This is a genomic window from Streptomyces sp. 150FB (assembly GCF_000818195.1).
In the GTDB taxonomy this organism is placed as follows: Bacteria; Actinomycetota; Actinomycetes; order Streptomycetales; family Streptomycetaceae; genus Streptomyces.
Genome location: NZ_JTHL01000001.1, coordinates 1,693,629 through 1,708,407 on the forward strand (window position 1 = coordinate 1,693,629; position 14,779 = coordinate 1,708,407).

Consider the following 14,779-nt stretch of genomic DNA (forward strand, 5'->3'; position numbering starts at 1 on the left):
TTTCTCTGAAGGCATTCCTGCCACCTGGGCAGTGTTGTCTGGACGGGGGAGCAATGAAGCGTAGGTACATACGTCGAATATGCGGCGACCTGATACAAGACCTCGATCTGACCGCCCCATTTTCCGTGGATGACCTCTGCGAGCAGGTCGCCGAGCGTCGGCGGCGCAGGATCCGGCTGGCACCGCTGGCGTTCCCCGCCAGTGGCCCCGTCGGTCTCCTCGTCTCCACTGCCGCCGTCGACTACGTGTTCTACGAGGTGCACACGACGACGACCCATCAGACCCATATCGTCGTCCACGAGTTGGGCCATCTCGTCTGGGGTCACTCCTCCAGCGGCCCCGGCGAGGACAGTCCTCACGACTCGGGAAGTTCGCTCTTCTCCGAGGACATCGACCCTGTTCTCATCGGACACATGCTGGGACGCACCCAGTACAGCCGCCCCGAGGAGTACGCCGCCGAGTACTTCGCCACCCAGGTACTGCGGATGGTCAGCGGCCCGCCCCTCGACACCGCGGCGGTCCCGGCCGACATGGGCGACCTCGCGACCCGGCTCGAACGCTCACTGCAGCACTGCGGCGGTACCCGGCGGTGACCAGGACGCTCGAATACGTCTTCAGCTTCACCCATACCCTCTCCGGCGTCATCAGCCTGAGCGCCTTCGGCTACAAGTGGCGTGATCTCAGGCGCGATCCGCGGAACCTCGCGCTGCGCGCGTTGTGCGGCACCCGCCTCTTCAACGGTCTCGCCTATCTGGTCCTCGCACCGATGACGTACCTGTGGATCGGACGGCTGACGGGGATCCCCAACCTCTGCACGCTCCTCGGCCACTCCTCCATCGTGCTGGCTGCCCTGTCGGCGCACGTGATGATGACCGGGTGGTTCCGCTCGCCCGACGAGGCGCGACGCCGGCTCCCGAAACTGGCCGCGCTCTACCTCCTCGCCATCGCCGTTATGGCCGCCTTCTTCTTCGCCGCCCCCCTGCCCGGCGCGCACCCCATCGACTTCGAGGTCCATTTCGCCACCCAACCGACCGCCGGCGTCTACGTGGCCGTCTTTCTCGTCACGTACGGCCTGAACCTCGCGAACACGGCGCGGTACACCTGGCCCTCCTCCCGCGCCGTGGTCAGACCGTGGCTCGCGCAGTCGCTGCGCCTGGCCGCCGTGGGATCCGTCTTCGTCCTGGGCTTCATCCTCGGGAAGCTGATCGGGGTCGTGGGCCGCTGGTTCGGGCAGACCGCCCTGGACCAGGTGGCGGTCCTGTGGAGCCCCCTCATGGCCAGCGCCGGCTCGATGGTGATCGTTGTGGGCTTCACGATGCCGGGCTGGGGGGCGGCCCTCTCCAGGAGGCAGGAGCGCTACGGGTCCTACCGCACCCTGCACCCCCTCTGGTCCTCCCTCTGCGAGGCGGCCCCCGGCATCGCCCTCTTCGAACCACGCTCCCCGCACCGGGCCCTCTGGACGAGGGACCTCCACACCCGGCTCTACCGGATGGTCATCGAGATCAGGGACGGCCAGCGGCTGCTGCGCCCCTATGTGTGCGACGCCTGCGAGGATCGGCTGCGGACCGGGCTGCGGGAGTCGGACGTGGTACGGGGCGACAACGGTGACCTCCTTCTGGAGGCGGCGGTTCTTTCACTGGCGATGCGGCGCAAGCGGGCAGGCCGCCGGCCCTCCGGCAACTCGGCCGGCACCGGATCGCGCCAGTCGGGCGGGGAGTTCGCCGACGAACTGACCTGGCTGCGGCACGTGGCGGTGGCGTATGCGCGGGTGCCGGCGGACCGCGGACTCCTGCCCGACCTCGACCGTTGCGACTGCACGGTGGCGCCGAGCCTTCGGCCGGTACGGGGCGGCGCGGCCTGAGCGGGTGCCACTGGCGCTCGAATGCTCCTCGGACGGAGCCGGGGCAAGGAGCATTCGAAGGTGCCGCGGCTGGACGCGTCGGCTGGGTTGTTCAGCGGCGACGGCCTCGCTCGGCCCCGTTTCGAGCCGCGGCGCCGGAGGTTGTGGCGGCAGGCGGTACCAGGTCAGCGGTGATCATGACGTCCCGGTGGGCCACGTGTCCGGGGGGTAGAACTGACGCACCCAACGGCGGTAGTCGTCGATGGCGCTCTCCCCAGGGGCGAGTTGGGGGTGTGGCTCGTACCGCTTCGAGTTCCAGATCCTGGCGTCCTGGCCCATCTGGTGGGCTATGGTCCGCACGAGCGCCTGCCCCGCCACCGCGGACCAGGACATGGAGGCGGCCTTCCGGAGCCGGGGGGAATCCGCGTGCGAAGCGGCCTCTGTCATGGCGACTACACGCAAGCGCGTCTGCCACGGCCCGACCGGAGTCGCCGTGAGCAGTACCCCCAACTCCATTCCGACCTGGTGCAGCGTCACATCCCCCGACGCCAGGCCGAGGCCGGACAGGACCAGGCCCTGGTCCACCCTTATGGTCGCCAAGCCGACGGACAGCCTGATGGCCGCGCTGAAGGATATGCGCAGCAACGGACCTTCATCCACCGGCGGGGTCACCTCGCGAAGGGAAACACTGTGCACGACCGGCTGATGCCGGTAGTCGACGAAGCTCTCCATGACCTCCTGTGGGTGCGAGGCCAGGAGCGTGCTCCAGGAGGCGGCGGGCGCGAACCTGTCATCAGGTGTCTCTGAAGGCTCCCAGACAGGCGGTGCGGCATCATGGCCGTGCCACACATAGATGATCTTGCCCCGCTCGCGCACGGTGAACTGCGCCAGCGTCGCCCGGGGCGGGGCTCCGCCCGGGACCTTGACGCAGGATCCCTCGACGTCGAAGGCGAAGCGGTGGAACGGGCACACCAGATGCTCGCCGTCAACCACCCCTCCGGCGCCGAGGTGGGCGCCCAGGTGGGGGCAGTGGGCATCCACGACCCGCAGGACGCCGCCCCTGGTGCGGTAGAGGACAACATCGCGGCCCATGAAGCGCCGGTTCACCACCGCGCCGGCCGGCACCTCACGGGACAGCGCCAGGCAGAACCATCCCGACGGGTACGGCAACGGCACCCGGTCCCCCTCTCCCACGGCGAGGTCGGTCCGCGACGGAACGGCTCCCGCCCGCACTCGATGTCGGAGCCTGGCCAGCGATTGCCTGTTCAAGGTCTTCCTCCTTGTCCCGCCCGGTTGTCCCGTACAGGTCCGTGACCACGGACGACACCTTGACAGCCGACACCGCTACGGTGTCGTGCTGTCCGGTGGCCCGTCTTCTTCCTCCCTCGCCTTCTCTGCAGCGTAGGCACTCACCAGGTCGTCGGAGTGGTACCGCTTGGGGGCGTACTCCTGGATGAGGTGCGCGTAGGCGAGCCCGGTGAGGGCCTGCATCGCCGCCAAGGTCGGCACGTTGGCCAGTTGGCCCGCGTCGGCGGCGGTGATGTCGCGTATCCGGTGCGCGCCGAGAACGCGGAACATGCGCGCCTCGGCGCTCGTCAGACGCTGGTACGACCACGAGAAGGCCGCCCGGATGTCGCCCGAGACCCGTCCGCCGCACAGCACGTTGAGCCGATTCTGCTCGCTCCGCAGTTCCTCGGCCAGGTGACGCAGGGGGACCATCGGTCTTGCGAGCGCGCGCGTTGCCGCTATCACCAGCGCCAGCGGCAGCCGTGCGCACGCGTCGGTCACCTCTGAGAGGGCGGCGCTGTCGATGTCGAGGTCGCCGGCGGCCAGCCGGCTCGCGAGCAGGGCCTTCGCCTCGTCCCGGGAGGGCACGTCCAGGGTGGTCAGGCGGGCGCCGTGCGAGGTCACCAGGCCGGTGAGCCTGCGGCGGCTGGTGATGATGACCATGCATTGCGGGGCAGCCGGGATCAGGGGCTGCACCTGGGCGCTGTCATACGCGTTGTCAATCAGGATGAGCATCTGCCGCTGCGCGAGGGTGGTCCGGTACAAGTTGGCATACGCAGCCGGGGTCATCGTCTCCGGTTCCGGCAACGACATCAGCGGCGCGAGGACGGACCGGATCGCTTGCTGAATACTCACCGAGTCGGTCGCCGGGCTGAAGGCACCCAGGTCTACGTACAGTTGCCCGTCGGGGAAGCGGTCGGCGACCTTGTGGGCGAAATGGAGAGCGAAGGCCGTCTTGCCGATTCCCGGGGGGCCGCACACCACGGAAACCACCGGGGAGGAGCCGACCGGCGACATCTCGTTCGCCACGTCGGTGAGCACCCTGAACTCGGCCTCGCGCCCGATGAAGTGCCGGGGCTCAGCGGGGAGTTGGTGGGGAACGCCGACCGGCGGCCGCGGGATCTCGCGGCTCTGCGGGTGCGGCTCGCGCGCGACGTCGGCGTGAACCCGCTGAGGCGGGACGGGCAGTGCGAGGGACCGCATCGGGTCGCCGGCCAGGATGAGCTGCTGGAGGTGTTGCAGCGGGCCGCCGGGATCGATGCCGTAGTCCTCGGCAAGAAGCTGGCGCGCCCGGGTGAACGTGTCCAGCGCCTCCGCCCGCCTGCCGCACCGGTACAAGGCAAGTATGAGTTGCTCCCACCGTCGCTCCCGCAGTGGCTGCGCGGTGGTGAGTGACATCAGGAACGGCAGCAGTTCATGGTGCTGGCCAAGGGCCAGCCGCGCGTCCACCAGCGACTCCTGCACCGCGTGGCGGTGCTCGAGCAGTTCCGAGATGACCGGCTGCATGATCGGCGTGGCCGGGATGTCGGCCAGCGGCGGGTCGCCCCAGGTGTCCAGGGCGCGCTGGAAAAACCGGGCGGCGCCGTCGACGTCGCCCAATATCTGGGCCGCCCGCGCCTGTTGGGCCAGGCTCCGGAAGCGATGCAGGTCCAGCACGTCACCCTCGTGCAGCGCGAGGCCGTAGCCGTCACGGCCCGTCTGCAGCCGCCCCCTGATCGGAGTCGCCTTGCGCAGACCGTAGAGGTTGCTCCGAAGCGCGCCACCTGGATCGCTGGGCAGGTCGGTGCCCCACAACGCGTCAGCAAGATATTCTTTACTGACGCGGCGCCCGCTATTAAGTAAGAGGATAGACAAGGTGCTCCGCTGGCGAGGTCTCATAATTGCTATGGGATCGCCGTTCGCAAAACGCACCGTAAGTGACCCAAGGATTGCGAACTGCACTTCCGCCCCCGTATGCGTAGCAGTTCTCGCCAACATGAAGCCATGAAGCCATGAAGCGTCTCAGTTCTCTGACGCACGATGCCATTCAATCATTATTTTGGCGGTTGTCTCAAGACCCTACGGCGGTTTCTGTTCCAAGTGGCCGGGCCGCGCTTAGGGTTCCCTATGCGATCTTTGTCAGCAATTGTCACCAGGAGAGTCCCGCACCGGCACCTCGCCAACGATCCCGGAGTGTGCCCCGGGCTGGATGATTGACCGAGCTCATCCGATAAAAGCGGGGCCTACCAGCGAGATCACGCTTCGATCACGCCCCCGTCGCGAGCATGCTGATAGTTTGACTGCCGCGAAAGACACTCATTTGTGTCGCATCAACAAAGCACTCGATCATTCATTTATCGGCCCTATTTCAAATGGGCTTGGACGCACCTGGGAGGATCGCATGCGCAACGTGCTTGCACGCAAGAGAACCACCGCAGATCCCAGTGAGACCGTTCCTGTAGCGCCTGGAGGCCTCCCGGTCGTGGGTCACGCGGTGAAGGCACTCCGTGATCCAAGGGGATTCCTGCGTTCGCTGCCCGCGCACGGCGACATGATCCGCGTCAGCGTCGGACCGCTCAAGGCGGTGATGGTCTGTAATCCGGAGCTGACCTCACAGATACTTCTCAACGATCGCGCCTACGACAAGGGCGGTCTGCTGTTCGACAGGGCCAGGGAGGTATTCGGCGACGGTCTGGTGACCTGCCCGCATGCCATGCACCGACGGGAGCGCCGGCTGGTTCAGCCCGCGTTCCACCGCAGCCGACTTTCCGGCTACGCCCGGGTGATGACCGAGGGGACAACCCTGCTGACCAGCCGGTGGCGTGATGGTCAGGTCCTGGACATGCCCGCGGAAATGCTCAGCCTGACGATGCATAACATGTTGCAGACGATGCTCGGCGGGACGCTGCCCCCGGAAGACCTGCGACAACTGGTCAGCGACGCCATCGAGGTGCAACACGCGACGTACCGGCAGACATTCACGCCGGCGGTGCTGAACCGGATTCCGACCCCCGGCAACCGGCGTTATCAGCGGGCTCTGGCCGGGCTCCACAACACCGTGACCGACATTATCGCCAAGGCCCAGGTGGACCCGGAGGACCATGGGGATCTGCTCTCGGCGCTCCTGACGTCCCGCGATCCAGGCAGCCCCGACTGCCCGGCCGGCGGCGGTCAGAGCGAGCGTCTGAGCAGCACCGAGCTGCGCAACGAGGTCCTGACCTTCCTGGTGGCAGGTTCGGAGACAACAGCGATCGCCCTGGCATGGGCGCTGTACCTTGTCGCCTGCGATCCGGATGTCCAGGAGCGACTGTGGGCCGAGACCGATCGCGTCCTGGACGGCAAGCCGGTTTCCCTCGACCACCTGCCCGACCTGAAATTCGCCAACCAGATCATCACCGAGACGCTGCGGCTGTATCCTCCGGCCGGGATGATATGGACCAGGATGGTCACAACAGACATCCGCCTGGGCGACTATGACATCCCGGCAGGGACGACCATCGCGTACAGCCCTTACGCTCTGCAACGCCTGGCGCGCTACTATCCGGATCCTGACGTCTTCAATCCTGACCGCTGGGATGCCGAGATGCAGCATTCAGCACCGCGCAATAACGCCTATCTCACCTTTGGTGGCGGTGCACGCAAATGCATCGGCGACCAGTTCGCCGTCACCGAGGCTGTGCTGGCACTCACGGACATCGCCTCTCGCTGGCGCGTGGAACCCATTCCCGGACAGAAACACCCGGCCATCACTCCCTCAATGGGGCCACGCGCTCTCAAGATGCGCCTGAGTGCCAGGTCTGCACCGAATCGCACGTCATAGCGCGAGCGCACGGATCCATTTGGAATGGTGAGACAGGTTCTGCCCGGGGAGACCGGCAGGCCGATCACGCAGGTCGCCCGTGCCCTGGAGTGAGGAAACCTCCAGGGCTTCCGGGGAATACCGACCAATTTCCGGCAACGCGGCTGCGTTGCTTTTACATGAAAACGCGAGCGGCCACACGTGTGTAAAAAATATGCGAAAGGCAGGTCGGTGAGGGTGAGTCAGGAGCAAGGTGTCATGGGTGGTGCGAGGACTGCCGAGAGGTCCGGGGAGCCTGTCGCGGTGGTTGGAGTGGGGCTCCGTCTTCCCGGGGGGATCACAACGCTGGGCGGGTTGTGGGATGCCTTGGCCGCCGGCCAGGATCTTGTGACATCGGTACCCGACGACCGGTTCAATACCGATGATTTTGTTGTAAGTGATGGTGAGGTTCGAGCGGGGAAGGCATACACCGCGGCGGCCGGGATTTTCGGGGACGTGTGGGGGTTCGACCCGGAGTACTTCGGTATTTCGCCGAAGGAGGCGGGCCAGATCGATCCGCAGCAACGGTTGCTGCTGGAGTGCGCGGTGGAGGCCTTCGACGACGGGGGCGTGGATCCGCGGCTGCTGGCGGGTTCGGACGTGGCGGTTGTGATGGGGCTGACCGTCCAGGACTACTGGGGTCTGCTGCTGCGACGTCCCGGGGTGATGAATTCGTTCGCCCCCACCGGTACGGGGGCTTTCAGTGCGGCGAACCGCCTGTCGTACCTATTTGATTTCCATGGGCCGTCCCACACGGTGGACACGGCGTGTTCGTCGTCCTTGACGGCACTGCATCTGGCGGCTGAGACGGTCCGTTCGGGCCGTTGTGAGGTCGCGTTGGCCGGCGGGGTGAATCTGGTGCTCGGCCCTGGCGGGCACGTCATCTCCAGCCAGGCGTCGATGCTCTCCCCGACGGGGCGTTGCCATTCGTTTTCGCAGGACGGCGATGGCTTCGTCCGGTCGGAGGGCGCGGGGGTGGTGCTCCTGAAGACATTGAGCCGTGCTGTGGCTGATGGTGACCGGGTGCACGCGGTGATCAGGGCTTCGGTGGTCAATGCCGACGGGCGGACCTTGGGGATGTCCATGCCGGGTGCGGACGGGCAGGCGGCGATGCTGGAACGTGCGTACGCCGAGGCCGGTGTGCGCGCCGACCAGGTGTCGTACGTCGAGGCTCACGGGACGGGGACGGCGGCGGGCGACCCGGCGGAGTGCGAGGCTCTGGGGCGGATTCTGGGGCGGCGGCGCGGGGGGAAGCCGTTGCCGATCGGGTCGGTGAAGTCGAATCTGGGGCACCTGGAAGCGGCGGCCGGCATGGCGGGACTGTTCAAGGCCATGCTGGTCCTGCGCGAGCAGCGGGTGCCCGCCACCTTGCACGCGCGACCGTTGAACAGGGCGATCGATTTCGGCGGGCTGGGGCTGGACCCGGTGACGGCGATGCAGCCGCTGGACGGTGGGGCCGGTGCGCGGCGTATCGCCGGGGTCAATTCGTTCGGTATCGGCGGCGCGAACGCCCACGTGGTCCTGGAGTTGCCGGACGCGCCGCCGGCCCCGGCCGAGGGCAGGCGGCCGAGTGCGGCCGTACCGGTGGTGGTCACCGGCCGGACGGAGGCGGCCTTGCGGGAGTCGGCGCTGGCGATGGCCTCCCACCTGGAAGGCATTGACGATTCCGCCCTGGTGGATGTCGGGTTCACCACGGCGCGGCGCCGCGAGCGCCGTGAGTTGAGCACGGCCGTGCTGGCCTCCAGCGGCGCGGCGGCCGCGCAGGCACTGCGGGAGACGGCGGAGAAGGGCGCGTCGGACAAGGCGGCATCGGCCGTCAGTACGGCCCGGGGACGTGTCGGGTTCATTTTCAGCGGGAACGGCACCCAGTGGCCGAGGATGGGCGCGGAGTTGCTGGGGCAGGACGCTGCCTTCACCGCCGAGGTCCGGGCTGTCAGCCGCGAACTGGAACCGCTGCTGGGCTGGTCGGTCGAGGCGGAAATGGCGGCGCCGGACGCCGGGCGGTGGGCGCTGACAGAGGTGGCGCAGCCGATGCTGTTCGCCCTGCAGGCCGGATTGATCATGTCGCTGCGCGAGCGGGGGGTACGACCGCACGGGGTCTGCGGCCATAGCGTCGGTGAGGTCGCGGCCGCCTACTGCGCCGGAATTCTGGATCGTCCCCAGGCATGTCACGTGATCGCGCACCGTAGCCTCGCGCAGGCGCCCACCTTCGCGACCGGGCGGATGGCGGCGCTGGCGCTGTCGCCCGCACGGGCTCAGCGGTTGCTCGACGAGACGGGCGCGAGCGACCGTGTGGTGATCGCGGCTGTGAACTCCGGCAATGACGTCACCCTGGCCGGGGACGGCCGGACACTGGAGGCTGTTGAGGATCGCTGTGTTCGCGACAGTGTGTCCTTCCGGTTCCTGCGCCTGGACTACCCCTTCCACAGCCCGGCCATGGATGCTGTCCGCGGCCCGCTGCTGGACGGCCTCGGAGAGCTCGAGACCGGTCAGGGCGGGATCCCGATGGTCTCCACCGTCACCGGCCGCGCGATCGCGGATCACGAGATGGACGCCGACTACTGGTGGCGCAACGTGCGTGAACCGGTCCAGTTCGCCGCGGCGGTCACGGCGCTCATCGGTGCGGAGCACGGCTGTGACGTTCTGGTCGAAGTCGGCCCTCACCCGGCGCTCAGCGGCTACCTGCGCCGCATCGCCGTCGATGAGGGAGCGTCGGTGGAGGTGGCGTCGACACTGACCCGGATCAGCGCCGGCGATCAAGCGCTGAGCGGCACCGTGCTGCGCGCGGCCGCGGCTGGGGCGCGACTGGACTGGGATCGGTTCTTCCCCCAGGGCGGTCGCGTCGTGGATGTCCCGGCCTACTCCTGGCAGCGCCGGCGCTACCAGTTGGGAGATCCCTCGTGGTGGTCCGACCACGAGATCGCGCCGGCGCCGCAGCCGGTCGCGTCCAATCCGCTGCTGGGCCGGCGCCTGCTCGCGGCCGACCCGACGTGGGGGCGGGAGCAGAGCGCGGCCTGGATCGCTGATCACAAGGTCGGCGACGCTGTCGTCATGCCCGGCACGGGCTTTCTCGACATGGCGCTGTCGGCGGCCCGCGAAGTGCACGGCGGACCCGTGGAGTTGCTCGACATATCCCTGACCAGGTCGCTGGTCCTGCCCAGCGATCCCGGAGCGGCTCCGGTACGCACCACCATCACCGTCCGTCCCGACGGGACCTTCGTCGTCGCCGGGCACACCGGTGAGGACATCGAGGCCGTCCAGCACGTGAACGGGCGGTGGCGCGGCCTGGCCGATGCCAGACCTGCTCCGGTGGACGTGGCTGCTCTCGCCCGCCGCATCAGCGAACCCGTGGACATGTCCGACCACTACCGGGCCTGCGCCGCGGTGTCGCTCAACTACGGGCCGGCGTTCCGTTCGCTGACAACGCTGGCTGTCAAGGACAGCGAAGGGCTGGCGGGGCTTCGTACGGATCAGTTCGCCGGCACTGAGCACCAGGCCCGTGTCGTTCTCCTCGACGGCTGCCTCCAAGCGATGCTGCCGCTGTCCGCCAGTGCCGTCTCCGGCTCGGCGCAACCGTACGTTCCCCACCTCCCGGTGGCGGTGGGGAGCGTACGCGCCTGGGGTCCTCTGCCCGCCACCGTCGTGGCGTACATGCGGCTGACGTCCGTTGTCGAGACCGGGCTCATGTGTGACATCACCGTCTGTGACACCGAAGGAACAGTCCTGCTCGACCTGGGGGACGTGTACGCGCGGCGCATCGAGAACAGCGGTTCTCCCGCGCCCCGGGTCTACAACGAAGTGCTCAGGGCACGCCCGCGGATGACCGCGCTGCCCGGCACCCCCTGCCCGCTCCCTCCGCCTTCACGCGTCATCGATGATTGCGGCCCGGTCGTCACCCGGCTCGATGACGCGTTCCGGGACCACGGCTACGGCGACCACATGGAACGGTCCCGGCAGTTGAGCGCGCACTACATGGCGGCCGCGGTGAACAGCATCCTGGGCTCCGCGGTGGCACGAGGTGCGATCAAGGCAGCCGGACCGGTCGGTGGACAGGTTTTCACCCTCGACGACCTGAGGAGTGCCGGCGTCAGGGAGAGCCTGTGCCCGTTGGTGGAGATGATGTCGGCGATCGCGGTCCGGTACGGGCTGCTGACCGCTCGTGCCGACGGGGGCTGGTGCCAGAGCGGCACACCGGTGCCTGAGGAGCTTCTGCGGGACAGGCTGAACGAATTCCCGGAGCTCATCGTGATGTGGCAGGCCGCCGCGTGGGTCGGGCGCAGCCTGCCCGGCGTCCTCACCGGTGAGGTGGAGGGGCTGGAGGTGCTGTTCGGCGAATCCGGTCCGATCGCGGCGCAGGTGTACAACCACGATCCGGGGCTCACGTACCTGTCCGACGCCGCCGTGGCGTACCTCCGCGCCGCCCTGGCCGACTGGCCGGCTGACCGGCCGTTGCGGATTCTGGAGATCGGTGCCGGCACCGGGGGCTTCACCGCTCGCATCCTGCCCCACCTGCCGCCCGAGCGCACGCATTACGTGTACTCCGACGTCTCCCCGGCGTTCTTCCCCAAGGCCGAGGCTCGCTTCGCCGCCTTCAACTTCCTCGAATACCACACCCTCGACCTGAGCGCTGATCCCATCGCGCAAGGGTTCGTGGCGGGATCCTTCGATCTCGTCATCGCGAGCAATGCCCTGCACACGACGACCGACATCACTCAGGGGCTGCGTAGCGCCGCCACGCTCCTGGATCACAACGGTCAGCTCGTTGCCCTTGAAATGCACAGCAATGCCTACGTCGCGACACTGTTCGGCATTCTGGACTCCTTCTGGGACTCCTCCGACACCGATCTGCGGCCGGCCGGCGCAGCCCTGACCCGCGACCAGTGGCCGTCGGTACTGGAGCGAGCGGGGTTCTCCGCCGGCGCGTTCCTGAGCGCCCAGCCGGACCAGGAGGGTGTTCCCGCGTCGGTGATCGCGGCGGTCCGCGCCCTGGGCACTCAGCCCGGCGGCACACCGCAGGACCAGGACACAGACGGCGCGACCTCTCCGTGCCTGCTGATCACTGAGAGCGGGGGCAGCTCCGCCGATGGCCTGGGCGACCTCGTGGCAGCCGCCCTGACCGCCACAGGAGCACGCGAGCTGGTGCTCTCGGGTCTCCAGCCGCGGACGGACTGGGCGGCTCTGCTGCCGGCCACGGGGCCGGTCGACATCGTCCTGATCGCCGACGACACCGAGAAGACGACAGTCGAGCGGGTCACCGCGCGTGCCGCCGAGGCCTGTGCGCGGCTGAGTGCCCTGGCGACCGTCTGTGCGCGGGCCGGTGGAGACCTTCAGCCCACCCTGTGGCTGGTCGCGTGCACGACCGCCGACAGCCTGGACGCCCCGATGACACATACCGGCGCGGCCCTGTGGGGCGCCACCCGCACTCTGGCCAACGAACAGCCGCTGGTGACCGTCCGCAGGATCCGTGTCGTCAGCGGGACCGCGGAGTCGGCACGGCGGACGGCCGGCCACGTCGCGTACGAGATCACCCACCCCGATGCCGAAGACGAATGCGTGATCACCCCTCATGGGCGCTTCGCCGTACGGGTGCAGGCGCTGCCGGAGACCCGGCGGACACGCGCCCACGGGGCCACCGCGCACTTCGCGCTGGCCGTCCACGGTGAAGCGGGCACCCCCCACAGGCTCGTCTGGCAGGACAGCGGCATCCCCGACCCGGGGCCGGGTGAGATCACCGTCCGCGTGCGGGCCGCGGCCCTCAACGGCCGTGACGCCCTCTTCGCCACGGGGCGCCTGCTCCCGCCCCGTGGCTCACGTCCGGGCGACGTCCACCTCGGCTGCGAAGGCGCGGGGATCGTGACCGCCGTCGGAGACGAGGTCACCGGCATCCTCCCGGGAGACCGGGTCGCGGGGATCACGCACGGCGGCTGGCTGGCCTCGCACATCAACCTGCGCGCCGACCGCGTGGTGAAGCTCCCCGAGCAGGTCACCTTCGCCGCGGCGGCATCCCTTCTCATAGCCCAACTGACCACGCACCATGTCCTGGGACACCTGGCCGGTCTGGGTCCCGGCGACAGCGTTCTCATCCTGGGCGCGTCTGACGGGACAGGGCTGGCGGCCATGGATTTCGCCCGGCTCGCCGGGAGCCGCGTCATCGTCGGCGCGCCCACGCCGGCTCTGCGCGCCTTGCTGTGTCTTCCGGGGATCGACCACGTGGTGGACTCGGGTGCTCCCAGCTTCGCCGAGGAGGTCCGGGACGTTACCCAGGGCGGCGTCGATGTCATTCTCAATCTCAGCTCCATCACGGCGGACCTGCGCCGGCGTGCGCTGGACCTCTTGGCGCCGGGCGGACACTTCTTCGACGTCGGACCGCTCGTCGCGCCGTCATCGACGCCGCTGCACATGCCGCCCATGGACCGCGACGTCACCATTCACGCCGTCGATGTCGTCGGCTGGTTCGAGCAGCCCTCACGCACGGTGGACCGCTGCCTGCACGACCTGCAGAAGGTGATCGACAGCGGCGAATGCCGCGCATTGCCCCACACGGTCTACCCCGCCGACAGGATCCACGAAGCCATGGACGGCCTCCTGGCCGGTCAGGGGGCCGGGAAGACTGTCATCGCCCTCGACGACGGGGTCCCCCTCGATCGCGCCCCCGAGCCGCCGGTGCTGGATCCCACGGCAACCTATCTGGTCGTCGGCGGCCTTGACGGCTTCGGAGCCGAGACCGCCCGGCACCTGGTCCGCCGGGGAGCGCGTCACCTCACGCTCGTCAGCCGGCGTGGCACCGCGGGCAACCAGAACGCCGCCGCCCTGGTCAGCAGCCTGAACGACCAGGGAGTCCAGGTGGACGCGCGCGCTGTCGACATCTCCGACCCGAAAACCGTCGACCAGCTCTTCCGCGACCTCGACGCGGGCGGACGCCGGCTCGCCGGGGTGATCCACGCTGCCATGGTCCTCGATGACGGCGAGATCACCGACCTGTCCGCCGAGCGTTACCTCACCGTCCTGAACCCCAAGCTCACCGGAGCGCTTCTCCTCGACTCCCACACCCGCCGACGCGACCTCGATTTCTTCGCCCTGTACTCGTCTTTCGCCGCGTTGCTCGGCAACAGGAGACAGGCCTCGTACAGCGCCGCCAGCCTCACCCTGGAAAACATCGCGCGCCGGCGCAGGCACGACGGACTGCCCGCCTCCGTACTGCAGTTGGGCGCCATCTCCGACGTCGGATACGTGCTCCGCACCGGGATCACCTCGGTGATGAGCGATTACGGCATCCTTCCGATGACCTCGTCGCAGGCGCTGGACCGCTTCGACATGCTGCTTCACCACCCGGACACCACGGTCACCGCGGTCGTCGCCGAATCCCGGGGCCGTGAGCAGGCGCTCATGGCCTTCCTCCCCGCGGTTACCGCACCCCGTACCGCCATGCTGGTCCACACGCCGGATGCCGGCGCCGACGACAGTCTCCTGCCGCGCCTGCGGGCCGCTGCCACCGCGGAGGAAGCCCGCCCGATACTGCTGGAGGCCCTCACTTCGTGGCTGGCCTCGGGTCTCCACACCACACCCGATCGCGTCGACGTCAGCCGCCGCATCGATCAACTCGGCGCCGACTCCCTCACCGCCACCGAACTCATCGGCCACATTCGCCGCCACACCGGTTGCGCGATCCCCGCCCCCGAAGTCATGACCGCACCTCTCACCGGCATCGCCACCACCGTCCTCCACCACCTGCGCCCCGAGAGCCAGTCCTGACAAACCCCGCGCCGGGGTGCGTCCGAAATGGCCGCGCCCCAGCAAGTCACCAAAGCCAATAGCTGAACCGCACAGCAGTTGTC

6 protein-coding genes are annotated in these 14,779 nt (G+C 68.5%); 4 read left to right on the top strand and 2 right to left on the bottom strand.

What is annotated here, in order from left to right; all coding sequences use genetic code 11:
- The first annotated feature begins 53 nt into the window (after nt 1-53).
- Nucleotides 54-593, top strand: coding sequence for a hypothetical protein (locus tag QR77_RS06945; protein WP_160310884.1), 540 nt, complete (start codon nt 54-56; stop codon nt 591-593).
- Nucleotides 590-1,861 (top strand): MAB_1171c family putative transporter, encoded by a 1,272-nt coding sequence (locus QR77_RS06950; RefSeq protein ID WP_040020316.1) that lies wholly within the window; start codon nt 590-592, stop codon nt 1,859-1,861. Before QR77_RS06945 ends, QR77_RS06950 begins: the two co-directional genes overlap by 4 nt.
- Nucleotides 1,862-2,035: 174 nt before the next feature.
- Here the strand turns inward: QR77_RS06950 and QR77_RS06955 are convergent, their stop codons facing one another.
- Together QR77_RS06955 and QR77_RS06960 are read right to left on the bottom strand one after the other, a co-directional pair.
- Nucleotides 2,036-3,109: a Rieske 2Fe-2S domain-containing protein gene (locus QR77_RS06955; RefSeq protein ID WP_160310885.1), complete on the bottom strand. Its 1,074-nt coding sequence runs from the start codon at nt 3,107-3,109 to the stop codon at nt 2,036-2,038.
- Nucleotides 3,110-3,184: 75 nt separating this feature from the next.
- A complete protein-coding gene (locus QR77_RS06960) occupies nt 3,185-4,981 on the bottom strand; it encodes an AfsR/SARP family transcriptional regulator (protein WP_160310886.1) in 1,797 nt (598 codons plus the stop codon).
- A gap of 421 nt (nt 4,982-5,402) precedes the next feature.
- On the opposite strand from QR77_RS06960, the gene QR77_RS06965 reads away from it, so the two are divergent.
- Nucleotides 5,403-6,926 (top strand): cytochrome P450, encoded by a 1,524-nt coding sequence (locus QR77_RS06965; protein ID WP_160310887.1) that lies wholly within the window; start codon nt 5,403-5,405, stop codon nt 6,924-6,926.
- A gap of 237 nt (nt 6,927-7,163) precedes the next feature.
- Complete coding sequence (locus tag QR77_RS06970; RefSeq protein WP_063798007.1) at nt 7,164-14,696, top strand: type I polyketide synthase; 7,533 nt, start codon at nt 7,164-7,166, stop codon at nt 14,694-14,696.
- The last annotated feature ends 83 nt before the right edge of the window (nt 14,697-14,779 follow it).

Excerpts from the sequence above, each read along its gene's own strand:
- QR77_RS06945 (WP_160310884.1), top strand. The coding sequence starts at position 54 with ATGAAGCGTAGGTACATACGTCGAATATGCGGCGACCTGATACAAGAC.
- QR77_RS06970 (WP_063798007.1), top strand. The coding sequence starts at position 7,164 with ATGGGTGGTGCGAGGACTGCCGAGAGGTCCGGGGAGCCTGTCGCGGTG.